Below are 24,322 nucleotides of genomic sequence, written 5' to 3'. Positions count from 1 at the left end.
CGGAAAAATCTGTACCCCGTCCGAGCCGGAAAAAGCGGCGGGAAGCAAAGAAGCCCCCACCTTGCGGTGGGGGCTTCTTCGTCTTACTCGAGCGCCTGGCGAGAGGCCTCGAGCAGATCTATGGGCGCTGCAGTTGCTGCTTAGCCTTCTGCGGGGGCCTCGGGGCCCTCGCTGGCGGCTGCGCTACCCTCGGTGTCTCCACCGACGGTCTCGTCCTCAACAGGAGCGAGCGACAGCTTTCCGCGGTCGTCGATCTTGGTGATTTCGACCTGAATCTTCTGGCCGACGACGAGGACGTCTTCGACGTTCTCGACGCGCTTTCCACCGGCAAGCTTACGCACCTCGCTGATGTGGAGCAGACCGTCCTTGCCCGGGGTGAGCGAGACGAACGCACCGAAGGTGGCGATCTTGACAACCGTTCCCAGGAAGCGCTCCCCGACCTCGGGGTTGAGCGGGTTGGCGATCGCGTTGACGGCGGCACGGGCGGCCTCGGCCGACGGACCGTCGACGGCGCCGATGTACACGGTGCCGTCGTCCTCGATCGAGATGTCGGCTCCGGTGTCGTCCTGGATCTGGTTGATCGTCTTGCCCTTCGGGCCGATCAGCTCGCCGATCTTGTCGATCGGGATCTGCACCGAGATCACGCGAGGCGCCGTGGGGGCCATCTCGTCGGGAGCGTCGATCGCAGCGTTGATCACGGCGAGGATCGCGGTGCGAGCCTCCTTGGCCTGCTTGAGCGCGCCATCCAGAACCGAGGAGGGCAGGCCGGCGAGCTTCGTGTCGAGCTGGATCGCGGTGACGAACTCCGACGTGCCGGCGACCTTGAAGTCCATGTCGCCGAGTGCGTCTTCCGCGCCGAGGATGTCGGTGAGTGCCGCGTAGCGCGTCACGCCGTCGATCTCGTCGGAGATGAGGCCCATCGCGATACCGGCGACGGGTGCGCGCAGCGGCACACCGGCGTTGAGCAGCGAGAGGGTCGAGGCGCAGACGGAACCCATCGACGTCGAACCGTTGGAGCCGAGAGCCTCGGACACCTGACGGATCGCGTAGGGGAACTCCTCGCGGGGAGGCAGAACCGGGGCGATGGCGCGCTCGGCGAGGAAGCCGTGCCCGATCTCGCGACGCTTCGGCGAACCCACGCGGCCGGTCTCACCGGTCGAGTAGGGCGGGAAGTTGTAGTGGTGCATGTAGCGCTTCTTGGTCACGGGGGCCAAGGAGTCGATCTGCTGCTCCATCTTGAGCATGTTCAGCGTGGTGACGCCGAGGATCTGGGTCTCTCCACGCTGGAAGATCGCCGAACCGTGCACGCGCGGAATGACCTGGACTTCGGCGTCGAGCGCGCGGATGTCGGAGAGGCCACGGCCGTCGATGCGGATGCCCTCGGTCAGCACGCGGGTGCGCATGACCTTCTTGGACACCGACTTGTAGGCCGCGGAGATCTCGGACGTGGCGCTGCCGTCGAGGTTGCCGGCTTCGATTTCGGATGCGACGTGAGCCTTGACGCGATCCTTGAGCTCGTCGTCGGCGTCCTGGCGGGCGACCTTGTCGGCGATCTGGTAGACGCCCTTGAGCTCTTCGTAGGCGAAGCCCGCGACCGAGTCGTAGGTCGCCTGCTGGTACGGCGGGAAGACCGGGTACGCGGCGATCGGCTTGGCGGCCTGCGCTGCGACCTCGAGCTGGGCCTTGATGAGCTGCTTGAGGAACGGCTTCGAGGCCTCGAGGCCCTGGGCGACGACGGTCTCGTCGGGCTTGGTGGCGCCGGCCTTGATGAGGTCCCAGCTGTTCTCGGTGGCTTCGGCTTCCACCATCATGATCGCGATGTCTTCGTTGCCCTCGGCATCGGTGACGAGGCGACCGGCGACGGTGAGGTCGAAGACGGCCTCTTCCAGCTGCGAGTACTTGGGGAATGCGACCCACTGGTCGTTGATCAGTGCGAGGCGGATGCCACCGATGGGACCGTAGAACGGAAGGCCGGAGATCTGCGTGGACAGCGATGCCGCGTTGATCGCGAGGGCGTCATAGAACTCGTCGGGAGCGATGCTCAGGACGGTGATGACGACCTGGACCTCGTTGCGCAGGCCTTCGACGAAGGTCGGGCGCAGGGGGCGGTCGATGAGACGGCAGACCAGGATGGCCTCGGTCGACGGGCGGCCTTCGCGACGGAAGAACGAGCCGGGGATCTTGCCGGCCGCGTAGGAGCGCTCTTCGACGTCCACCGTGAGGGGGAAGAAGTCGAAGCCCTCGCGGGGGTGCTTGCCGGCGCTGGTCGCGCTGAGGAGCATGGTGTCTTCGTCGAGGTAGGCCGCGATTGCGCCCTGGGCCTGCTGTGCGAGACGACCGGTTTCGAAGCGCACGGTGCGCGTGCCGAACTTGCCGTTGTCGAGAACGGCTTCGGCGAACTTGATTTCTGGACCCTCCATGCGGGGGTTTCTCCTCTTTGTTTTACGTCCGCTCCCGTATGGAGGGGACTCGTCGAGGAACAGGGGCCGTTCGACACACAGATATGTGTACGCGCGTTTCTCCCCAGAGTGGGACGCATGTCTGGTCAACAGTAGAAAACCACCGGCTGCGTGCCGGGAATTCACCACCACTGACCAGCTCTCCGCCAGCCTGCTCCATTGTGTTGCGACTCCAGACTACCAGCAGGCCCCGCCGATAGCCGCTAGCGGCGCGTGGCGATCATGCGCGCTCCGGACACCAGCACGAGCCCGAGCACGACCGCCGCAAAGCCGACGAGCACGGTGGTGCTCGGTAGGAAGGCCAGCGCGAGACCGATCAGCAGCACGGGAACCGACATGCCGGCGTACGCGATGAGGAACAGCGCGGCCAGGATCTCGCCGCGCGACGGGCCGCTCGCGAGCGACGCCGCGACGCCGATCGAGCCGCGGAACAGGATGCCGACCCCCGCACCGGCGAGCAGGCCGGCGCCCACGAAGACGGGCAGGCTGACGACGAGCACGCCGGTCGCGATCCCGACCAGTCCGAGCGACATGAGCACGACGGCGAGCTGCAACTGGCGCACCGGCGCGAGGCGGGTCGTGAGGACCTGGGACACGGCTGCCGCTCCGAAGACGACGAAGCTGACGGCACCGGCGACGAGGCGGGACGGCTCGTGCAGGGTGCCCGCGATGAAGCTCGGGGCGAGCGACGTGAACAGTCCGAAGATGGCGAAGGCGGAGAACGCGCCCGCCCCGGCCGCGAAGAACGTGGAGCGGGAAGCCGCGGGCAGCGAGACCCGCTGCGGACGGTAGGCGTGCCGCTCCTCCTGGCGCTCGACCGTCTCCGGCACGAAGGCCACGGCGATCGCGCCGACGACGAGCAGCACCAGGAAGACGACGTAGGGCACGACGAGCGGTGCGACCACGAACTGGGCGAGCACACCCGACATCAGCGCGCCCGCGGCGAGCCCGCCGATGTTGACGAAGCTGGAGACGGTGCCGGAGGTCGACGGTCCCTCGTCGGGCCGCGCGACGGCGCGCAGCTCGCTGAGGTGCGCGGTCGCCGTGGCCGTGAGCATGCCCACACCCACGCCGTTGACGAACCGCGCGACGATCAGGCCCGGCACCTCGGGCCAGAGCAGGAAGATCGCCGCAGCGACGATCTCGACGACGATCGCGATGAGGATGATGCGGCGGCGGCCGAGCCAGTCGCTCACGTGCCCGGCGAAGTACAGGCTCGCCATCACGCCGATGCCGTACGCGGCGAAGATCACGGTGATCATGAACGTCGCGAACCCGTCGCGCTGCTGGTACAGCGCGTAGAGCGGGGTGGGCAGGGTCGAGAATGCCATCACCGTGAAGAAGGCGGCGGCGATGATCCAGAAGCCGGCGCCGTGGCGCAACTGGAACCGGGTGGTGCGGGCGGGTGCCGAAATTGTCATGACCCCAGAGTGCGCCGGAACCTTCATCGTGTCCAACGACTAATTCTGGTCAAATTGATCGATGAAAGCGATAATAGGCGGATGGACACCCGCCAACTGGAATACTTCGTCGCGGTCGCCGAAGAACTCAACTTCACGAGGGCGGCAGCGCGGATGTTCGCGGTGCAGTCCACGGTGTCCGCCGGCATCCGCGCGCTCGAGTCCGACCTCGGCACCACCCTGTTCGTCAGGTCGACGAAGAGCGTCGCCCTCTCCCCCGCCGGGGAGCTGCTGCTTCCCGAGGCGAGGATCGCGCTGGAGGCGATCGACCGGGTACGCAGCGCCTCGTCGACCACCGGCATCCGCGGAAGGCTGCGCGTCGGCATCTTCACGAACGTCGGGTTCGTCGACCTGCCCGGACTGTTCGGCGAGTTCCACGGGTTGCACCCCCTCGTCGATCTCCAGCTCGGTGCATCCGCCTCCGGCTCGACCGGGCTCGCCGACGACGTGCGCCGCGGGCGCGTCGACGTCGCCTTCATGGGCCTCCCGATCCAGGACCTCGTGGGGCTCGAGGTGCTCACGCTCGCCGAGACCCGCTTCGTGGCCGTGCTTCCGCTGGGTCATCCGCTCGCCGCGCTGAAGCGCGTCACGTTGCGCGATCTCGCCGAGGAGAAGTTCGTGGACACGCCGGCGGGCTTCGGCAACCGGGTCGTGATCGAGCGGGCGTTCGCCGACGCGGGCATCACGCGCAACGTGAGCACTGTCGTAAGCGACCTGACCGAGGTGCCGCGCTTCGTCGCCGCGGATCTGGGAATCGCCGTCGTGCCGGAACTCTCGCTCGTGCTGCCGCCCGGCACCGTCGCCGTGCGGCTCGACCCCGTCGTCGACTGGCGGCTGAGCGTGATCAGCCGGCCCGACCCGAGCCCGGCCGTCGCGGCGCTGCTCGGGCTGTTCGCCGACCGCGTCACCTCCGCATCGGCTGGGTGACGTTGCCCCTACCGCGGTGCCGTGCAACTCTTGAACCTCAACCTAGCTGGGGGCGCTACGTGACTTCGACCGCACCATCCTTCTCTCGGGTCTGCATCGCCGCGGCCGTCGCGGCCACCGTCGCGCTGCTCGCCGCTGGCTGCACGGCACCGGCGGACGACGGTGGATCCGAGTCATCCGCGGCCCCGACTCCGACCACGACCCCGGGCGTCAAGACGAGTGCCGAGGTCTTTCCGGGCGGGCCGTTCCTCGACCCGCGCTCGGAGGCGATGGTCGCGGAACAGCAGTTGCGCGACGCCGGTAAGACCGAGGAAGCGAAGAAGATCGCGCAGATCAGCCAGCAGCCCACGGCGATCTGGCTCGGTGAATGGCTGACCGCCGAGAAGATGCCCGACGTGCTCGGCGAGTACATCGCGGAGGCGGAAGAGGCCGGCACGACGCTCGTCTTCGTCCCGTACGCCATCCCCAACCGCGACTGCGGCGGGCTCTCGGCCGGCGGACTCGAGTACGACGAGTACGGGCCGTGGGCGCAGGCCCTGGCCGACGAACTGAAGGGTACCGGCGCGGTGATGATCGTCGAACCCGACTCGCTCGCCATGCTGTTCAGCGAGAAGTGCGCGGGCGAGGAGACGCGCCGCCTCCCGCTCATCAAGGGCGCCGTCGAGGCGTTCACCGCGGCAGGGCTCACCTCCTATCTCGACGCGGGCAACAACAACTGGATCCCCGAGAAGCGCATGGCCGAGATGCTCACGTCGGCGGGCGTTGAGAACGCGCGCGGCTTCTTCACCAACGTCTCCAACTTCTACCGGGTCGACGAGGAGCGCCAGTACGGCGAGGCGCTGTCGGCCCTGCTCGGCGGCAAACGCTTCGTGACCGACGTGTCGCGCAACGGCAACGGCTGGAAGGGCGACTGGTGCAACCCCACCGGCGCGGCCCTCGGCCAGGCGCCGGTCGTGACCACGAGCGAGAGCACCAGCCTCGACGCGCTGCTCTGGATCAAACACCCCGGCATCAGCGACGGCGCCTGCAACGGCGGCCCGAAGGCCGGCGTGTGGTGGGAAGAACAGGCCCTCGACCTCGTCGACAACCGTCCGACGAAAGACTGACGATGCGCGCGGTGGCAGCACTCCTGTTCGCCGCGCTGCTCGTCGTCGGCGCGCCCACATCGGCGACCGCTGCCGACCCGGTCTTCCCGGGGCCGATCTACCTGGAAGCAAATACGGATGCCGCTAAAGCGGACGCCCGCCTCAGAGCGCAGGGTGATGTCGCTTCGGCCGACGCCATGGCCGTCATCGCGGCTCAGCCCACCGCGGTCTGGCTCGGAAACTGGTGGAGCGACGAGCTCATGCGCACCATCATCCGCCGACACGTCGCCGCCGCCGCTAAACAGGGTGCGACGCTCGTCTTCGTGACCTACGCGATCCCGTTCCGGGACTGCGGCGGGCACTCGGGCGGCGGCACCACCTACGACGCCTACCTCGACTGGAACCGGGTGATCGCCGACGAACTCGAGGGCACACGCGCCGTCGTGCTCATCGAACCGGACTCGCTGTCATCGCTCGCCGCCCCGAAGTGTGCCAGCGAGGTGGCGGTGCGTCCACCGCTCATCAGGCAGGCGGTCGACATCCTCGCCGACGCCGGACTCGTCACCTACCTCGACGGCGGCAACTCGAACTGGCTCGGACCGGCCGCGCAGGCGGAGTGGCTGAAGAAGGCGGGCATCGCGCGGGCGAACGGCTTCTTTACGAACGTGTCGAACTTCCACCCGGTGCAACAGGAGTCGGATTACGCCGGCAAGCTCTCGGCGCGGGTGAACTGGAAGCACTACGTGATCGACGTGTCGCGCAACGGCGCCGGCGCGAACGGCGAGTGGTGCAACCCGCTGGGCGCGGCCCTCGGGGTGAACCCGCGAGCGACTCCCGGCACGACGAAGCTCGACGCGCTGCTCTGGGTCAAGCACCCGGGGGTGAGCGACGGGCCCTGCAACGGCGGCCCTGCCGCGGGCGTGTGGTGGGACCGGTACGCGGTGTCGCTGGTGACCAACCGGTGACTAGCGCGGTGCGCTGACCAGCGTCTGCCGCATGACCCCGAGTCCCTCGACGCCCAGTTCGACGACGTCGCCGACCTTCAGGTAGGGGAAGCGGCCCGACATCGCCACACCCTCGGGGGTGCCCGTGTTGATCAGGTCGCCGGGGTCGAGCACGCCGTACTGCGAGAGGTGCCAGACCAGGAAGGCCACCGAGAACACCATGTCGGCGGTGGTCGAGTCTTGACGCGCCTCGCCGTTGACGGTCGACCAGAGCCGCCGGTTCTGCGCGTCCACCTCGTCGGCGGGCACGAGGAACGGGCCGATCGGGTTGAAGGTCTCGGCGATCTCGCCCTTCGACCACTGGCCGCCCGACTCGTCCTTCTGCCAGGTGCGCTCGGAGACGTCGTGGCTGACGACGTACCCGGCGACGTGGCTCAGCGCGACGTCGACCGAGTCGAGGTAGCGGGCGCGGGTGCCGATGACGACGCCGAGCTCGACCTCCCAGTCGATTTTCCCGGCGCGCGGCGGCACGTGGATGTCGTCGAACGCGCCGACGACGGTGTTCGGGTGTTTGAAGAACAGAATGGGCACGGTGGGTGCGGCGTTGCCCGACTCTGCCGCGTGCGCCGCGTAGTTCTGGCCGATGCAGAGCACCGCACCGGGACGCGCGATGGGGGCGCCGACGCGCAGGTCGGCGGCTCCCTCGAGAAGGGGCAGGTCGGATGCCGCGGCTCGCGCCCGGCGCAGGCCGTCGCTCTCGAGGAACGCACCGTCGATGTCGGCGGTCAGCGGGCGCAGGTCGCGCACGCCGTCGCCGGCGTCGACGGCCGGGATCTCGCTACCGACAGGGCCGAGGCGCAGGAACTTCGTCATGCCTCGATCCTAGAGACCACAAAAGCCCGGCGCCGTGTCGGCGTCGGGCTTTCGGATCGGTTCTTACTGCGCGCCGTAGCCGCCGACGGGGCTGAACCCGGCGGGCAGGGCGAACGGGTCGACCACGCGGCTGGAACGGTCGGACTCGGCCGCCAGGTTCGCGAGCTCGCGAGCGGCGCGGTCGATGCGGTCGGGCAGGGCTGCCGCGACCCCGTCCCCGGTGCTCCCCCAGTCGCTCGACGCCGCGTACACGCTCGTCGGAACCACCACGGCGTGCAGGTAGGTGAAGAGCGGACGCATGGCGTAGTCGAGGGCGAGCGAGTGCCGCTCACTGCCCCCGGTCGCGCCGATCAGCACGGGCATGTCGGTGAGCGACTGCGGATCGAGCACGTCGATGAACGACTTGAACAATCCGCTGTAGCTCGTGGTGAACACGGGCGTCACCGCGATGAGCGCGTCGGCACCCGTGACCGTCTCGATCGCCTTCTCGAGCTTCGGGCTCGGGAAGCCGGTCATCAGGTTGTTGACGACGTCCTGCGCGGTGTCGCGCAGTTCGAGGATCTCCACCTCGGCGTCGATACCCAGCGTCGCCAACTGGCGAGCCGTGGCATCCGCGAGCCTGTCGGCGAGGAGTCTCGTCGACGAGGGCTGGCTGAGCCCCGAGGTGATGACGGCGATTCTGCGGGTGGTCATCAGTTGGCCACCGCCGCTTCGACGGGCTCAGGGACGGACGCGACGAGAGCCGCATCCCGCTTCGCGACAAGCGCCTCGTGGGTGGGGCCGTCGGGCACGTTGGCTGGCCGGTTCTTGGCGAACTCCTTGCGCAGGACGGGGATGACCTCTTCACCCAGGATGTCGAGCTGCTCGAGCACCGTCTTCAGCGGCAGGCCGGCGTGGTCCATGAGGAACAGCTGGCGCTGGTAGTCCCCGTAGTGCTCGCGCATCCCGGCGTAGCGGTCGATGACCTGCTGGGGGCTGCCCACGGTCAGCGGGGTCTGCTCGGTGAAGTCCTCCATCGTGGGACCGTGGCCGTAGACGGGCGCGTTGTCGAAGTACGGGCGGAACTGCTTCACCGCGTCCTGCGAGTTCTTCGCCATAAACGCCTGGCCGCCGAGTCCGACGATGGCCTCTTCGGCCTTGCCGTGGCCGTAGTGCTCGAAGCGCTGGCGGTAGTAGCTGATGAGGCGCATGTAGTGCTCCTTCGGCCAGAAGATGTTGTTGGCGAAGAAGCCGTCGCCGTAGTAGGCGGCCTGTTCCGCGATCTCGGGAGAGCGGATGCTGCCGTGCCAGACGAACGGCGCGACGCCGTCGAGCGGGCGGGGCGTCGACTGGAAGCCCTGCAGGGGCGACCGGAACTTGCCCTCCCAGTTGACGAAATCTTCCCGCCAGAGACGCTGCAGCAGGGCGTAGTTCTCGATCGCGAGCGGGATGCCGTCGCGGATGTCCTTGCCGAACCAGGGGTAGACGGGGCCGGTGTTGCCGCGGCCCATCATGAGGTCGACGCGGCCGTCGGCCACGTGCTGCAGCATCGCGTAGTCCTCGGCGATCTTCACCGGGTCGTTCGTGGTGATGAGCGTCGTCGCGGTCGACAGGATCAGGCGCTCGGTCTTGGCGGCGATGTAGCCGAGCATCGTCGTGGGGCTCGAGGGCACGAACGGCGGGTTGTGGTGCTCGCCGAGCGCGAACACCTCCATGCCGACTTCTTCGACCTTCTGCGCGATGGTCAGAATGGCCTTGATGCGCTGGTGCTCGGTGGGCGTCGAGTCGTTGGTGGGGTCCGTCGTCACGTCTCCGACGGTGAAGATTCCGAACTGCATTCCAGTGCCTGTGCTCATGATTTCGTGCCCTCCCGGGTTGTCATTGCAAGTCTATACGTTTGCATGTAGATAGAACGGATGTCGCGGCGGAACTATTCCCACGGCACGGCTATGCCCGGTGGCATCGGTGGGCACTCCACTCGGAGCCGGGCGAACTCCTCCCTGTCCGCGCTGATGGAGCTCCAGTACGGGCTCCAGGCCCCGACGAAGCTCTCGGCGAGGAACGACTCGCGGTCGGGCATGTCGGTGATCTCCTCGCCGCGCGCCTCGAGGCACGGCACGAGAAACCGCACGTAGTAGTCGTAGACGTACTCGAGCTGCGCGGCGCTGAGGATCTGACCGGCGACCGGCCGCACCTGGTGCGCGATCTGACACCGGTAGTTGGCGAGCTTCTCCTCGGCCGACTGCTCGAGATTGGTGGCGTCGCCGGTGACGAGGAGCGTGCCACCCTGCTCGCTGTAGCCGTCGAATCCCGCCTCGTTCAGACAGCGGGCGACCTGCTCCGCCCATGTCTCCGCGGTCGTGAATCCGATCTCGATATCGGGCCGAGGCACGGCCGGGTCGAATCCGAGAGCGTTCCAGTGCGCGTCCGCGATCGCGTCGTAGTAGCGGTCGACGTCGGCCTCGGTGGGACCGGCCGGGAGCTCCCTGGCCGTGCAGCCCGACAGCACAACGACGATTGCCGCTGCCGCGGCCACGAGACATCCGCCCCTGTTCACGCCTCCATCATGCCGGGTTCCGGGCTCGCCAGCGCATCAGCCCGAGCGCCGCGAGCAACACGGCGGTCGCGATCGCCGCTCCCAGCAGGGTGTCGAAGAAGCGCTCGGTCACGATCACGTCGACGGCGGCCGTGCCGGCCTGGGCGGCGATCGTGAGCGCGAGCGGCGTGATGAACACGAGGGCCAACCCGTAGTTGCGGATGACGACGAGCTCGACCACGAACTGCAGCGCCATCAGCAGCAGGCCGAGCCAGACCCCGGTCGGGTTCACGAGCGAGACGAGCGCGAACAGGCCGAGGCCCACGAGCGTCCCGAGAACGCGGTGCACGCCGCGCAGGGCGGTGAGGCGCAGCCGGTGCCCGTTCTGCAGGATCGCGACGACCGCGACCAGGACCCAGTACGAGCGGTGGATACCGAGCGGAGCGGCCACGACCACGGCGATCGCGGTCGCGACGATGAGACGGACCAGGATGATCCTGGTCGTCTCGTCGAAGTCGAACCGCAGCGGTTCGTTCCGCACCCGAGCGTCGGCGGCGCGCACCCGCGGCAGCACGAGCGGCGCGAGCACCACGAGGTAGGCGATCACGAGGCCGAGCGCGAGCATGCCCAGCACGAGCCAGCCGTCGACGCCGCCGCCGCCGAGCTCTGCCGGCCCGGCGACGTGGCCGCTCACGCCGGCGACGAGCACGAAGAACAGGGCGCCGGGCGGGCCGACGTCCAGGCCGAGGCAGAGCACCGAGGAGACGGCAGCGACGACGAACAGAACGAGCAGGCCGAGGACCAGGCTTCCGGATGCGGCTATGCCGAGGGCCGAGGCGGCGAGGAACCCGAGGGCGAGCAACGGCAGCCTGCGGGCGCGGTCGCCGCGGCTGCGGGTCGTCAGGTACAGGGCGAGGAAGGCGCCGCTGCTGGCGAGCAGGCCGAGTTCGGGGCTGCCGGCGAGGGCGAAGCCCACGGTCGGGATGCCGATGGCGACCGCGGCCTGAATGGCGACGTACAGGCGGGGCGGGCTCGGTCGCAGTTCGACAATGCTGCGCAGGTCGGAGCGGAAGGTCATGGGTCTCCGATACAGATAAAGCAGTGGCTAGGTTACAACTCCAGCGTTCGGCCGGCCGCGTCGGCGAGGGCGACGCCGTAGCTGCGGCCGTGCCCGGCGGCGTGCACCGCGAGCGGGTGCAGCTGGTGTACGGGCATGCGATCGCGCCAGCCGTCGCGCAGGGGCGCACCCAGGTCGACGGCGCTCGCGTCGTACGCCCCGAGCACTCGCTCGAGGAAGGGACATCCGAACAGCGCCAGCATCGCGAGGTCGGTCTCGCGGTGTCCGCCGTGCGCGGCCGGGTCGATGAGCACCGCGCCGTCGCGCGCCCACAGGACGTTGCCCGTCCAGAGGTCGCCGTGCAGCCGGGCCGGTGGCTCGGAGTCGTCGAAGTCGCCGTTCGCGATGCGGTCGCAGGCGGCGCGGATGACACGTTCCTCGCGCTCGTTCACGGTGCCGGCTTGCACGGCGAGGCTCAGGTACGGCAGCACGCGGTCGCGCGCGTAGAAGCGGCCCCAGCGGGTCTGCCGCGCCGCTGTGAGGGGGCGGCGGCCGATGAACAACGGGCCGGTGTGGCCCTCGGGAGGTGACCCGAAGGCCGCGGCACCGGCGGCGTGGGTGCGGGCGAGCGCCGCTCCGAACGCGTCGGCGGCTTCGGCGGTCGGGGTGACCTCGGCTATCCGTTCCAACTCGATCTCGCCGGGTGCCACGCGGATCACACCGGCGACGCGCACACCGTCGGTCGCCTCCGCCAGCCAGGCCAGTCCGGCGGCTTCGGCCTCGAAGAATCCGGCAGGAGCATCCGGTCTGCGCTTGATAAAGGTGGGCATGCTCTCTATTACCGCGTTAAACCACGAAAGCCGCCATCCACGAGGGATGACGGCTTCCGTTCCAAGAACAGGTTCGTTCCTAGCGGAGCAAACTAGCGGCGCAGTCCGAGGCGTGCGATCAGCGAGCGGTAACGCTCGATGTTCACGTCTGCGAGGTAGCCGAGCAAGCGACGACGCTGGCCGACCAGCAGAAGCAGTCCACGACGCGAGTGGTGGTCGTGCTTGTGCTCTTTCAAGTGCTCGGTGAGGTCCAGAATTCGTGCGGTCAGCATAGCGACCTGCACTTCGGGGCTTCCCGTGTCACCAGGGTGAGTGGCGTACTCGTCGATGATTGCTTTCTTGGCATCTGGTGCTAAAGGCATAGATGACCCCTTTCCCTCGTTGCGCGGTGCCGGTCACAGGATGTGCCAGCTCTCTTTATCCGCGGCCGTTTGACGGCAACCTTGTGAGTTTAGCAGGTTTGGGATGGGCGGCGTTCGATACCCCTCGCAAGAAGGCTATTGCTTGACCAACCTGGAGATTAGCCAGACGTTCCGACAGAGTGCAGAAAAAGCGCCGGCCGCAAGTCCCAAAGCAGTCGCGATAACAATCGTGCGAAATATGCCTTGCTGCCCGCTCGCCACAACGACAGCGATAGAGGATGCAAATGCCAGCACGAGAAAGATGAGTGGCTTAAACATAAGCTCGCCAATCTCTCGACTCGACCCGGGTTTCCACTTGGCATTAAGGGTGTCGACCTTTGATTTCAACTGCCCCACCAAAAGCGTGATGGTGGTGAGAACAAAACCGGCGAGTGTAATCGCGATAGCCGCAAGTCCCTGAAAAAGCGACACTAAAATAGCGCGGCTTCCGTTTACCGACTCGGACACCAAGTCAACAAAGAAGAAGGTAAACACCCCCATCAAACCGGCAACTAGCCAATCGAATGCGGGGCGGTCGACCCATCTGTGTATCATCGCTACTCCAAATCTTCGTCCTGACGTCGAGTAGAGACCCACCCTCCGACATAGCCAGGTTCAGCTTGCGAATCAACTTCATCGAACTCAGACTCCAGGAATGATCGTGACTCGGACCATGCTGAGTTGATCGACGCGAAGGCAGCTTCCGTCAGGACTTCGACTGACCCTCGCGTCTCTTCGTCGACCGTTACAGAGTGGACAAGCCGATCTCGGATTAGGTCGACGCTTACGGAATCGCCGCTGCTCGGGTCACGGCCTTCCGCCTTCGCTTTGTTGAAGTATTCGAGTCCAGTTCCGCGAGCGAGCGACATAGCGGTGGCGTGGATCCGCTCTCGGATTGCATGCCGCTCTTCAATAAGACCTCTGCGCCCAACGGACATGGTGATCTCTATGACGCCCCCTTGGCTGTAGTTTGCAGCATCGTCCACGATCCGCGCGAGTCCAGTAGAAGTTGCCTCCCCGCTGCCGCTGCCGCTGCTGCTGCCGCTGAGTAAGTGTGCTTGATCAGCCTCGATGGAGATGGATAGCTTGCTCAAATCCATTCGCGACAAAACGTCGAAAGCATCGCTACGAAATACTGGCGAAATTGAGATATCGACACCCAGCTTTGCGTTCAAGTATTCCGGCAGCCGCGAGGCCGCGGGCCCCTGATAGTTGTAAAGCACGCCGACAATGTTTCGCGGGAAGAAGGTGACGAACGTGGCTTCTGCGAGGGTACCTCGGCGGGGCAAGTTGAGGTCCGATATAACTCCGTCTTGCTCCTGACGTGGGAGATTCACGCTGCGTCGGTTGTAGAGTGCGAGCCCCGGTCTCTTTCCGGGGATCAACCGGGCCTCGGCGAGGAGGTTCACTCCATCCACGCATTGAAAATATCGCGCGCCGCTTACTAATTCAGCTCTTTTCAGCGCGGTAACCACCTTCTTGGCGGGGAACTTGAACGACAACGCGGCACCCGGCCCATCATTGATTCGCCAAAACTGGACCCGTCGACCTGTCATTTTGCTCCACTGCATTCATCTGGAAACTGTTTGCTTTCCGCACCACAGTAATCGAGAATGACTCATTCGACATAGCCCCCTAAACGGGACTATCCGAATCGAACCAATTGGCGAGAGTCCAGGAATTTCATCCTTCCGACATCGATCTTTGGGATGCACGTCGGCCCATGCTCCTGCTTGTGGTATGACGTGACATCCCTGTCCTCGGCGCTATCGGAATTGACGAGCAGTTACGTTGCACTGCCGATCGAGGCGGCTAGCGTTCGCTATTTGGCGGATGCAATCGTGATTCACATTAGTGGCGACATCCACCTTCAAGTTGTCCGCGTCGATCACATCGGTTGGGACAGCGAGGGCGACGAAGTCGGCAACATCTGCGTTTGCTGTGACCTACTAGAGGGCGCAACTGCCGACGGGTTGGTCGCCGAACACGGTCTACGCGCCCTTTCGGGACGAGATGAGAACTGTGACGTCGTCGCAGACGTATCGCCTATGGAAGGGGCCTGCTCACGGAGGGGCTGATCATCCGAGCTCCGCTTGACCTTCACATGGCATCGTGTGTTCACAGGACTGTGGAGAGATGCGGGCGGTGTCGGTGGGGTCGCTTTCTATGTCGGCATGAACGAAGCAGAGAACGATCCGGCCGCCGACACGTACCCCGTGTCGGCCGACGGTGGCAGGGGTTTGTGCGACCCGCCACCCGATGTTATTCCTCCCGATCCCTGTCTTGCCCAGTACCGGGCCGCGCTTGACGACGTCGAGGAGGCCGAGCGCGCCATCGCCTCGGCCCATGCGGCGCGGGCGGCGGCGATCGACCGGCTGCGGGTCTGCAGCGAACAGATGTCGTTTGCGGCGAGCGATTCGCCGGGCGACCACGGCTGGAGTGAGCGGGTGTGCGCCGAGAAGATCGTCGTGATGGAGCTCGTCGGCGTGCTGCGCGTGAGCGACAACACGGCGCGCAACCTGATCTGGCAGAGCAAGCTGCTGGTGAACCGGCTGCCCGAGACCCTCACGGCACTGAGGGAGGGCTCGATCAGCTACCCCCACGCTCGCGTGATGATCGACCAGGGTTCGTCGGTGCCCGACGGAAGCATCGAAGAGTTCGAGCAGACGCTGCTGCCGCCCGCCAAAGAGGTCACGGTGCCGAAGCTGAAGAAGGCGGCGATCCGGTTGCGCGAGAGGCTGCAGCCCTCGTCGAGCGTCGAGCGCCACATCGAGGCGGTCGAGAAGCGCACGGTGTGGTTCGAGCCGGGCGACGACGGCATGGCCGTGATCGGCGCGACCCTGAGCGCGGAGGTCGTGCAGGCCATTCGCGACCGGCTCACAACGATCGCGGGCGCACCCACGATCGAGGGCGACGAACGCACGATGGCGCAGAAACGGGCGGACGCCTTCACCGACCTGCTGCTCACCGGCGACACCTGCGAGGCCACATTAGAGGGCACGGGCGGGCCGCGGCCCAACGTCGGGCACGGCATTCGGCCCAAGGTGTTGGTGACCGTTCCGGTTATGACGCTGCTTGGCCGTACTGACGAGCCGGGCGATCTCGAGGGGTACGGGCCGATCGATCCCGAGACCGCCCGGCAGATCGCCGCGACGGCGCCGAGCTTCACCCGACTACTCGTGCATCCGGTATCGAGCGCGATCCTCGACTTCGACCGCACGACGTATGCCGTGCCCGCCGATCTCAAGAATGTGGTGCGCGTGCGCGACGGGGTCTGCCGGGCGATCGGATGCGAGCAACCGGCTACCCACGCCGAACTCGACCACACGCGCGAGTGGGCCGGGGGCGGCACGACCAAGCTCGGCAATCTCGCCTGCCTCTGCGCCGATCACCACAAGGTGAGAACCCACACCCGCGTGAAGATGCGCAACCTGCCCAACGGCGACATCGAGTGGGAGTTGCCGAGCGGGCGCACCTACCTGACGCATCCGGCCACGCAGCTACCGGAGGCCGCATGAACGGCGGGTAGCGGGCGCCGGTATCTGGCCGCGCCGGCGGTGCGCTACAGGCCGCCGACCAGCTTCGAGAGGATCTCGGGGATGAACGGCGCAAGCAGTAGGGTCGCTCCGACCACGCCGGAGAGGAAGGCGAGGGCTACGAGCAGCGACCAGGCTCGCCGCCGCGACTGCGCCGCGTCGACCTCGGCGCGGCGGGCGGCGAATTGCTGCTCGTAGTCGTCTTCGACGTGCCCGGGACTCTTGGCCGGCACGGCACCGTCATCCACCAGCGTCGTCCAGGTGTCGCGTCGTGCGGCGGCCCAGGTGATGCGGGCGACCGTGGCATCCGTCTGCATTTGCGGCTGGCGTCTGATCCAGCGGAGGAGTTCCGTCGCATCCAGAACCGTCACGTCAGGCATCTTGCGCGCGAGCGAAGCCGGATTCACGAGGACGATGAGCGGCGTGACCGACACCGACGTGCCCGTCGCGTCGGTGAGCAGCCGGGCCGCGCGCTGCGCCTCGAACGTTGAGTGGTGGATATGGGCGAGCTTCTGCCCGTTGACCATAAACGTCGTGCCGGCCGCCCACACCTTCTTGCCCCCGTGGTTCTTGGTGTTGATCGTGAATGTCCCGCCGAGGCCGATCAGCACGTGGTCGATGTCGGCACCGGCCGAGCCGACGGGCACCGCTTGGAGCACCGTCCATCGCGGGTCGAGCTTGCCCAAGACGCGTGCGACCTGCAGTTCGCCGACGGCGCCGCGATACCAGCTGAGGGCATCCGGATGCAGCGGCTCGCGTCCGAGCACGCGCGCCAGTGCGGAGCGTTCCGGAGCGCTCGACTGGACGCGGAGACACTCCTTCATCAGGGCGAAGGCGGGGACGCGCGAGCGCAGGGATCCGGCTGCGGCGAGCGCGAGATCGTGCGCGAGTGCGGAGCTGGGCGGGAGAGCCGGGACAGACAAGGGCGCCGACGCGACCGCAGTCACCGACGCGGGTGCCACAAGAGCCTCCGACGCGATCGCCTGCACGGCGAGCTGTTGCGCGCTCGGGCGGACTTTGGACAGCGACGGCTCGGCGAACTCGGGCGGCGAGGGCGGTGCGGACGGTGCGCCGTTCTGCCTGATGTCGGTCATGTGTCCCCCACTTCCTCCACCGAGGCTACGGGCGCCGCTCCCCCACGCACAGACCCAGAACGGGGCGCGACCAGCATCTTCCCGGCGAACGGGAACGGGCGGGCGAACGTGCGGGCGGCGCGAGACACAGCACGGCCCCGCCGACCGGGGGGGATCGACGGGACCGCGGTGGTCCGAGCGCGGAGCGTCCAGCCCGTGGCGCTCGGTGGAGTTACGCGGCGGGTCCTGCCATCAGCGTCACCACCACGGTGCTCGCGACTCCCGCGGCGGTCGTATAGCCGAGGGTGACCGAGTCGCCCACCTCGTGCGCGGCGATGGCGGCGCTGAGCACGTCCGATGCACTGAGCGTGTCGGTGGCCGTGATCGTGACGCCGTCCATGTCCGTGATCACGTCGCCCGCGACCAGGCCGGCGCTCGCCGCAGGCGTGCCGGCGATTGCCCCGCCGAGCGTGACCCCCGCGGTGCCTTGGGTGGTGGCGAGCTGCACGCCGAGGAAGGCCGGCGCACCGATCGACACGTTGCCCGACTCGTCGCCGGCCAGGATCTGCTCGGCGATAGTCATCGCGGTCGCGATCGGGATAGCGAACCCGGTGATGTCCGCGGTCCCCGACGACGCGGCCGTGACGACACCGGCCACCTCGCCCTCGGCGTCGACGAGCGGCCCGCCCGAATCGCCGGAGACGACGTCGGCGTCGATCTGGATCAGACCGGTCAGGCTTTCGGATGTCCCGGTGCCCTCGTTGCCGACGGTGATGTTCTCGTCCAGCGCTGTCACCGTGCCCGCGGCAGCCACGAGGTCGCCCATCCCTTCCGCGTTGCCGACCGACGTGATCGCGTCGCCGAACGCGAGGGTGTCGTCGTCGAGCGACGCCGCGGTCAGCCCCGACACCGCTTTACCCGACGACGTCTCCAGCTGCAGCACGGCGATATCGTCCGTGGCATCCGTACCGACCACCTCGGCCCGGTACGTCTCGCCCGTCGACTCGACCGTGACCTCGATGCTCGTCGCACCCTCGACCACGTGGTTGTTGGTGAGGATCTGCCCGCTCGAGGTGAGCACGATGCCGGTACCGGCGGCCTGCGAGGTCTCGCTGTAGTAGAGGTCGGAGAGAATGGTGACCACACCGAGCTTCTGCGCGTCGGTCGCGGCCGTGGCGGTGGTACTGGTGCTCGTGGCGGTACCGGTACCGGTGCCGGTTCCCGAACTGCCGCCGAACGGCGACGTCGGCTGGAAGGTCCCGCTCTGCGCCGAACCGTAGGTGTCGGACGCCCTCTGCTCGAGCGCGGAGATGGCGGCGACATTGTCGGCGGCCGCGATACCCACCCCGAGGGCGACTCCCCCGCCACCGATGCACAGGGCGAGCGCGGTCACCCCGCCCACGAGGAAGAGAGTGGTGCGCCGGCGGCGAGCGCGTCCCGGCGCGGCGTCCGGGGCGAGCGGAGGCGCGGTCTCCGTCGACGTGACGGCGTACGCGGGGACGACGGGTGCGGTGTTCTCTTCCATGGGGGCTCCTGTGTGGGTGGGCTAGTGAGAACAGGACACTCCCGTTTCCTATGAGAGCCGTATGACTCAGCCGACACCCGACAGCACCCCGACTATGAGTTGCCCGTGCACGAACGTTGGCCACGACATCCGCTATCGGTTGCGCACCGTACGCTCATAGCTGCACCGCCCCGGATGGAAGCCAGGGGCGATACGGATGACACGGAGGACGACATGGGCGAAGCGTGGATCCTCGACCTGCTGTTGCTCGTTCTTCTCGCCTCCTACGTCGTCGCCGGGTACCGCCGCGGCCTGCTACACAGCGCCTTCGCGCTCCTCGGGGTGGCGGCGGGTGCGGTCGTGGCCTACTTCGCGATCCCGCTCGTCGGATCCTGGGTGCCGGAACCGATGTGGCGCATCGTCGCGACCGTCTTCGCCGCCATCGCGCTCGTGATCTTCGGGCACTCCTTCGGCGCCTCGATCGGGCGCTCGATCCGATCCGGACTCAAGCGGTCGCCGCTGCGCTTCGTCGACCGCGTGCTCGGCGCGATCGTCAACGGCGTCGCGGCCGCGCTCATGGCCGCCCTGCTCGCGCTGAGCGTGACGGCGCTGGGCGTCCCGGCGCTCTCGCAGGCCATCGGCGCGTCCACCGTGCTGCGCGGCATCAGCGACCTCACACCGGATCCCGTCGAAGGCTTCCTCGCCCAGCTGCGGGCGACGGTCGTCGACGACGGACTCCCGCTCATCACCGAGGCGCTCGGCGGCATCACCACGTCGCCCGACCTGCCACGCGGCGAAACGTCCACCGACGCGCTGATCACCGCCGCGGCGTCCGTGGTGCGCATTACCGGCAACGCCTACGAGTGCGGCCAGAACCAGACCGGCAGCGGCTTCGTCGTCGCGGCCGACCGCGTCGTCACCAACGCGCATGTGGTCGCCGGCGTCACCGAACCCGTCGTCGAGGTGCCGGGCGGCGGCGCGCTCGCCGGCCGGGTCGTCTACTTCGACCCCGCGACAGACGTGGCGGTGATCGCCGTGAGCGGCATGACGGCGAGGCCACTACCCGTCGCGCCGAATCTCGAGCGCGGAGCCGTCGGCGTCGTCGACGGCTACCCCTACGGCGGGCCCTTCAGCACCAGACCCGCGAAGGTGCTGTCGATAGCGACGACCTCCGTCGACGACATCTACGGCGACTCGGCGAGCAGCCGGGAGATCTACACGCTCGCCGCCGACGTGCGCGAGGGAAACTCGGGCGGACCGCTCCTCTCCACCGACGGCGCGGTCGTCGGTGTGGTCTTCGCCAAGAGCGCCGATCTCGCCAACGTCGGCTACGCCCTCACCGCCAACGAGCTCGCCCCCGTCGCTGCCCAGGCCCCCAGCCTCACCGAGACGGTCGCGTCGGGAGCGTGCGTGCGCGGATAGGCCGCCCCACCTCGCTGCCCAAAATTCGTCCCGAAAAAGTTGCGGATGTCACGTCCCCGTGACGGTCCCGTAACGGATGCTGCTCCACACTGCAGCTACAACCGAGGGGATTCACATGAACAAGCACACGATGGGGGCGCGCCGGGGCACCGCGCTCCAAGACGGCCCGATGAGCGAAGGCCGGCCCGACACGACCGGGATCCGCGCCACCAGGATTCGCGCCACACTGATTTTGCTCGCCATCGCGCTCGTCGCGAGCGTGCTCGCCATAGCCCCGATCGGCGTCGTCGGCTCGGCGTCAGCCGCCGTCACCATCAACCAGTGCAACAGTGTCTACAACGCGGCAGCCGCACAGGTCGAGTGCCAGGTCACGATCGTCAACACGGTCGACGTGACGACGGGGGTCGGCTCGTCCACGGTCACCGTCGGCGAGTGCATCGGCGCTCCGGCCGCGACCGTCTGCGGCCCCGTCGTGGTCACCTCCTACAACGAGATCACCACGACGGTCGACCAGTGCAACGGCTCGGGCAACGCGGGAGGCGGCGTCGTCATCTGCGCCGTACAGCTCATCAACGAGATCACCGGCGCGGCGACGATCACGCCCGCCACCGTCAACCAGTGCGCCGGATCGGGAACCGGCGGCGGAGACTCCACGCTGAACTGCGACCGCTACGACACCACGACCGGCGCCACCATCACCCAGTGCAACGGCTCCGTCAACGGCGGCGGCGCACCCACCCGCGTCAACTGCGCGGTCGGACCGTCGACAGAGACCGCACTTATTCCCATCAGCGTCAACCAGTGCAACGGCTCGGCCAATGGCGGCGGCGCGCTCATGTTCTGCTCCGTGCAGCTGATCAACCGCGGCGCAAACGTGACGTATGTCGGACCTCCGCTCGGCACCCCCGTACCGATCCAGGTGCCCGGCGTCGGCGGGATAGTCCCCGCCCCCGACGTGGTGCCCGCCGCTCCCGTACCGCCGACCGGCGCCGCTCCCGTCGTCGCCCCTGTCGCCGCGCCCGTCGTCGCCCCGGGCACGCCGTTGGTCCGCGCCGCGGCCGCGGAGGAACTCGCCGCGACGGGCGTCGACCCGCAGCTGCCGGCGATGATCGCCCTGCTCGCGCTTGCCACGGGTGCGACGCTCTCGCTGGTCGCGATCCGTCGTCGTCGTCAGCACACCGTGTAGCGCGCGACTCGCCCGCCACAGGCCTCGTGAAATGTCGGTCTTCCGCGGTCTTCCGCTAATCTTGCAGGACGCAAGGAGCGGAGCCACACTCATGAAACTAGTCCGCGCCGCGGCCGAAGAACCGTCATACGAGCGCAACGAACCGAGCCGTGCGCAGACCACGGGTCATGCGTCTCGCACCACCAACTTCACCCCGTCGCGGGCGCTCGAAGCGGTGGGCGAACGGTGGAGTCTGCTGATCATCCGCGAGGCGATCTTCCACGATGTGACGCGCTTCTCCGAGTTCGAACGCCGCGTCGCCGTCGAGCCGGACATCCTGGCCGCCCGGCTCGACGGGTTCGTGGGCGCCGGACTGATGACCGCCACCCACACCCGCCACCAGGGTGACGACAGCTACGTCCTCACCCAGAACGGCCGCAATCTCGAACCGGTGATCGTGGCGCTGAGCACCTGGGCCGACAGCTGGGCGGTCTCGCCCGTGACGGAACGGGCGATCTCCCCCGCGGCCGAAGCCCTCCGCTTCCGTCCGACCGCGGTCGCGACCACGGCTCCCCTGCTGATCGAGATCTCCCTGCTGGGCAGCTTCGAACTGCGCGTGAGCGGTACAGCCGTCGCGGCCCTCTCGGTCGGCTCGCAACGGTTGCTCGCCTTCCTCGCGCTGCACGACCGGGCCGTGGCGCGCATCGCCATGGCGGGCGCCATGTGGCCGGAGGTATCGGACGAGCGCGCCGGCATCAGCCTGCGATCCGCGCTGTCCCGATTGGATGCGGCCACCCGCGACGCCATCCTCTCGGCCAGCCCCGGACTCAGCCTCGCCGAGGCGGTCGTCGTCGACCTGCGTGACGGCCAGGCGCTGGCCCGGCGCCTGCTGCAGACCGAGCACCCGCCGCGCGAGGCCGACCTCTCCGCCGCCGCGGTACGGCTGCTCTCGCTCGAACTGCTTCCCGACTGGTACGACGACTGGGTGATCGCCGAGGCCGAGGACTGGCGCCAACTGCGCATGAGCGCGCTCGAGGCGCAGGCCGCCTACCTGGTCGATGCCGGACGCCTCGCCGACGCTGCCGGCGCGGCGCGAGCGGCCATCAAGGTCGAACCGTTGCGCGAGAGCGCACACGCCACCCTCATCCGCGTGCACCTCGCCGAGGGCAACCAGTCCGAGGCGCTGCGCGTCTTCGAGCGCTACCGCTCGACGCTGCAGAGCCTGCTCGGCCTCGAACCGACGCCGAGGATCACCGGCCTCGTCGCGGCAATCCGCAGGCCGGACTCGCCCTAAAATTTCGTCACGATCTTCCCCCGGCCCGCCGGCAGTGCCAGCATGGGCGCTATGACATACGAGCAGAACGCACTCCCGGGTCTCCCGTCGAGCTTCATCAGCGTGCACCGCGGCGAGCTCGTCGCGGTCGCGGTCGTCGGCATCGTGCTCGGCATCATCGCCCTGGTCTGGCCGAACGCGACCCTCGTCACGATCGCCATTGTGTTCGGCATCTACCTCGTCGTGTCGGGCATCTTCCGCATTACCGTCGCGTTCCTCGCACACGACTCCACGACCGGTATGCGCTGGCTCACCGGCATCCTCGGCCTGCTCGTGGTCGCCGCCGGGGTCTACTGCCTCGCCAGCCCCGAACGCTCGCTGATCGTGCTGGCGTTCGTGATCGGCTTCGGTTGGATCGCCGAGGGCGTCATCGACATCATGGCGGGAATCCAGGGCGTGGTCTCCCCGCGCTGGCTCGCCCTGGTGAGCGGCGTGATCTCGATCATCGCGGGGATCGTCACCTTCACGCTCCCGAACCTGGCCGTGTCGGCGTTCCTCATCTTCGGCGCCATCCTGCTCATCGTGGTCAGCGTCTCGACCCTGCTCACCCTGCCCCGCAGGCACAGCGTCGCGAGCATGTAACGAGGTCTGGGCAGGCGGAGGGGCCTGAGCCTACGCCTGCCAGGGCATGGGCTCCGACCGCACGGTCTCGCCGGTCGCGGCAGCCTCGTCGATGAGCAGCCCCAGGTGGTGGTCGTGGCTCGCCTCGGCGAGGGAGTAGAACGGTTCCCCCGTGGTGACGAACACCGCCATGCGGTGCATCGTCTCCGCCACGGCGATCTCGTCGTCGTTGAGCCGGGCCGGCGCGAACCGGTTCTCGAAGTAGGTCTGGGCGTGCAGCGTGACACGGCGCAGGTGATTGCCCGAAAGCTCGCTCTCGACGCCCGTGACGTCGCGCAGCAGTTCGCCGGTCGCCGGGTTTCCGACACCGACCAGGTGGTTCACCGTGTTGTCCCAGATCTCCCCGCGGGTGCCGCGCACCGACAGGTGGCGCGACCGCACCGGCGAGAAGTACTGCTCGTCGGTGAAGTCGAACGCCGCGGACTTCTCGCCGAACCGGAGCAGGGCCACGGTGCGCTTGCCCGCAACCGCCTCGAGTTCGTCGTGCCAGCCAGCGCGGCCGTTCGACGACAGCAGCGGGTCGGTCAGCGCGTCGGCGCGGACGGTGACCGGGTCGAACCCGACGCCGAGGTAGAGCCGCGCGAGGCTGACGCCGTGGTAGCCGTGCGCGACCGAGACCCGCGCGCTCGAGACCTCGCCGATCAGTCCCGACCGCACGACGGCGAGACGGGCGGCGTGGTGGGGCTGCAGGTGGTACTGCTCCGCGACCTGGACGGGGGCACCGCCCACACTCCCCCACAGTCGGCGGAGAGCCGCGACATCCGGAGCCGGAGGCGTCTCGCTCAGCACCGGGATGCCGGCGGCGACGAGGGCCACGATGAGTTCGGGCACGGCGTCCCACGGGGCGGACACGACGACGTAGTCGAAGTCGTTCTTCACGAAGTCGGCGAGGCTCGTCCCCGTAGCGACGCCCCATTTGTGAGCGACGGATGACGCGGACTCCTCGGTGCGCACGAGCACCCGCGCGACCACGAAGCGGTCGGGGAGGTCGCGGGCGATGCGCAGGAAGTACTCCGCCCGCCAGCCCGCTCCGATGAGTCCGATGACGGCTGGCGTGGCTTCGGGCTGGGCTGGCGACTGGGCTGCGGGCTGCGGCATTGCGGCCTTCCTGTGTGGA

The 24,322-nt window shown here is 67.9% G+C and carries 22 protein-coding genes; 8 read left to right on the top strand and 14 right to left on the bottom strand.

Annotated features, from left to right (window positions below):
- Nucleotides 1–140: 140 nt before the first annotated feature.
- Complete coding sequence (locus IEV96_RS02295; RefSeq protein WP_188509092.1) at nt 141–2,420, bottom strand: polyribonucleotide nucleotidyltransferase; 2,280 nt, start codon at nt 2,418–2,420, stop codon at nt 141–143.
- Between the two features lie 242 nt (nt 2,421–2,662).
- The gene (locus IEV96_RS02290; protein ID WP_188509091.1) at nt 2,663–3,880 is read right to left on the bottom strand and encodes an MFS transporter; all 1,218 of its coding nucleotides are present in this window, start codon (nt 3,878–3,880) and stop codon (nt 2,663–2,665) included.
- Between the two features lie 81 nt (nt 3,881–3,961).
- Here IEV96_RS02290 and IEV96_RS02285 point away from each other — a divergent pair, with 81 nt between their 5' ends.
- Genes IEV96_RS02285 through IEV96_RS02275 form a run of 3 tightly spaced genes read left to right on the top strand, consistent with a single transcriptional unit; the run spans nt 3,962 to nt 6,896 of the window.
- A complete protein-coding gene (locus IEV96_RS02285; RefSeq protein ID WP_188509090.1) occupies nt 3,962–4,846 on the top strand; it encodes a LysR family transcriptional regulator in 885 nt (294 codons plus the stop codon).
- 59 nt (nt 4,847–4,905) lie between these two features.
- Nucleotides 4,906–5,952 carry a glycoside hydrolase family 6 protein gene (locus IEV96_RS02280; protein ID WP_188509089.1) on the top strand — a complete coding sequence of 349 codons (1,047 nt, stop codon included), beginning with the start codon at nt 4,906–4,908 and terminating at the stop codon, nt 5,950–5,952.
- Between the two features lie 2 nt (nt 5,953–5,954).
- Nucleotides 5,955–6,896, top strand: a complete 942-nt coding sequence (locus IEV96_RS02275) for a glycoside hydrolase family 6 protein (protein ID WP_188509088.1) — start codon at nt 5,955–5,957, stop codon at nt 6,894–6,896.
- Here IEV96_RS02275 and IEV96_RS02270 read toward each other — a convergent pair whose 3' ends face one another.
- From IEV96_RS02270 to IEV96_RS02230, 9 genes are all read right to left on the bottom strand, one after another.
- On the bottom strand, nt 6,897–7,748 hold the full coding sequence (locus tag IEV96_RS02270; protein WP_188509087.1) for a fumarylacetoacetate hydrolase family protein: 852 nt from the start codon (nt 7,746–7,748) through the stop codon (nt 6,897–6,899).
- Nucleotides 7,749–7,811: 63 nt separating this feature from the next.
- Entirely contained in the window at nt 7,812–8,441 is a 630-nt protein-coding gene (locus tag IEV96_RS02265) for an FMN reductase (protein ID WP_188509086.1), read from the bottom strand.
- On the bottom strand, nt 8,441–9,565 hold the full coding sequence (locus IEV96_RS02260) for an LLM class flavin-dependent oxidoreductase (RefSeq protein WP_188511085.1): 1,125 nt from the start codon (nt 9,563–9,565) through the stop codon (nt 8,441–8,443). The genes IEV96_RS02265 and IEV96_RS02260 overlap by 1 nt, the downstream gene beginning before the upstream one ends.
- Nucleotides 9,566–9,657: 92 nt before the next feature.
- Entirely contained in the window at nt 9,658–10,284 is a 627-nt protein-coding gene (locus tag IEV96_RS02255) for a hypothetical protein (RefSeq protein WP_188509085.1), read from the bottom strand.
- Nucleotides 10,285–10,291: 7 nt separating this feature from the next.
- Nucleotides 10,292–11,341, bottom strand: a complete 1,050-nt coding sequence (locus IEV96_RS02250) for an FUSC family protein (protein ID WP_188509084.1) — start codon at nt 11,339–11,341, stop codon at nt 10,292–10,294.
- A 32-nt stretch (nt 11,342–11,373) separates the two neighbouring features.
- Nucleotides 11,374–12,150, bottom strand: a complete 777-nt coding sequence (locus tag IEV96_RS02245) for a fructosamine kinase family protein (RefSeq protein ID WP_188509083.1) — start codon at nt 12,148–12,150, stop codon at nt 11,374–11,376.
- 92 nt (nt 12,151–12,242) lie between these two features.
- On the bottom strand, nt 12,243–12,512 hold the full coding sequence (gene rpsO / locus IEV96_RS02240; RefSeq protein ID WP_188509082.1) for a 30S ribosomal protein S15: 270 nt from the start codon (nt 12,510–12,512) through the stop codon (nt 12,243–12,245).
- 135 nt (nt 12,513–12,647) lie between these two features.
- On the bottom strand, nt 12,648–13,106 hold the full coding sequence (locus IEV96_RS02235) for a hypothetical protein (protein ID WP_188509081.1): 459 nt from the start codon (nt 13,104–13,106) through the stop codon (nt 12,648–12,650).
- Nucleotides 13,107–13,108: 2 nt separating this feature from the next.
- Complete coding sequence (locus IEV96_RS02230) at nt 13,109–14,122, bottom strand: hypothetical protein (protein ID WP_229732960.1); 1,014 nt, start codon at nt 14,120–14,122, stop codon at nt 13,109–13,111.
- 603 nt (nt 14,123–14,725) lie between these two features.
- On the opposite strand from IEV96_RS02230, the gene IEV96_RS02225 reads away from it, so the two are divergent.
- A complete protein-coding gene (locus tag IEV96_RS02225; protein ID WP_188509079.1) occupies nt 14,726–16,069 on the top strand; it encodes an HNH endonuclease signature motif containing protein in 1,344 nt (447 codons plus the stop codon).
- Nucleotides 16,070–16,113: 44 nt separating this feature from the next.
- On the opposite strand, the gene IEV96_RS02220 is transcribed toward IEV96_RS02225, so the two are convergent.
- Both IEV96_RS02220 and IEV96_RS02215 read right to left on the bottom strand, forming a co-directional pair.
- Nucleotides 16,114–17,181, bottom strand: a complete 1,068-nt coding sequence (locus tag IEV96_RS02220) for a nuclease-related domain-containing protein (RefSeq protein ID WP_188509078.1) — start codon at nt 17,179–17,181, stop codon at nt 16,114–16,116.
- A 211-nt stretch (nt 17,182–17,392) separates the two neighbouring features.
- Nucleotides 17,393–18,685 (bottom strand): S1C family serine protease, encoded by a 1,293-nt coding sequence (locus tag IEV96_RS02215; RefSeq protein ID WP_188509077.1) that lies wholly within the window; start codon nt 18,683–18,685, stop codon nt 17,393–17,395.
- Between the two features lie 213 nt (nt 18,686–18,898).
- Here IEV96_RS02215 and IEV96_RS02210 point away from each other — a divergent pair, with 213 nt between their 5' ends.
- The 4 genes from IEV96_RS02210 (at nt 18,899) to IEV96_RS02195 (ending at nt 23,166) form a co-directional block, all read left to right on the top strand.
- On the top strand, nt 18,899–20,086 hold the full coding sequence (locus IEV96_RS02210; protein ID WP_188509076.1) for a MarP family serine protease: 1,188 nt from the start codon (nt 18,899–18,901) through the stop codon (nt 20,084–20,086).
- 115 nt (nt 20,087–20,201) lie between these two features.
- Nucleotides 20,202–21,272 carry a hypothetical protein gene (locus IEV96_RS02205; RefSeq protein WP_188509075.1) on the top strand — a complete coding sequence of 357 codons (1,071 nt, stop codon included), beginning with the start codon at nt 20,202–20,204 and terminating at the stop codon, nt 21,270–21,272.
- 91 nt (nt 21,273–21,363) lie between these two features.
- A complete protein-coding gene (locus IEV96_RS02200) occupies nt 21,364–22,545 on the top strand; it encodes a BTAD domain-containing putative transcriptional regulator (protein WP_188509074.1) in 1,182 nt (393 codons plus the stop codon).
- A gap of 42 nt (nt 22,546–22,587) precedes the next feature.
- A complete protein-coding gene (locus tag IEV96_RS02195) occupies nt 22,588–23,166 on the top strand; it encodes an HdeD family acid-resistance protein (protein WP_188509073.1) in 579 nt (192 codons plus the stop codon).
- A gap of 30 nt (nt 23,167–23,196) precedes the next feature.
- Here IEV96_RS02195 and IEV96_RS02190 read toward each other — a convergent pair whose 3' ends face one another.
- Nucleotides 23,197–24,303, bottom strand: a complete 1,107-nt coding sequence (locus IEV96_RS02190) for a Gfo/Idh/MocA family protein (protein WP_188509072.1) — start codon at nt 24,301–24,303, stop codon at nt 23,197–23,199.
- Nucleotides 24,304–24,322 lie beyond the last annotated feature (19 nt).

It is taken from the genome of Conyzicola nivalis, assembly GCF_014639655.1.
GTDB lineage: Bacteria > Actinomycetota > Actinomycetes > Actinomycetales > Microbacteriaceae > Conyzicola > Conyzicola nivalis.
The sequence above is the reverse complement of the archived record's forward strand: the minus strand, read 5'-3'. Positions and strand labels throughout refer to the sequence as shown.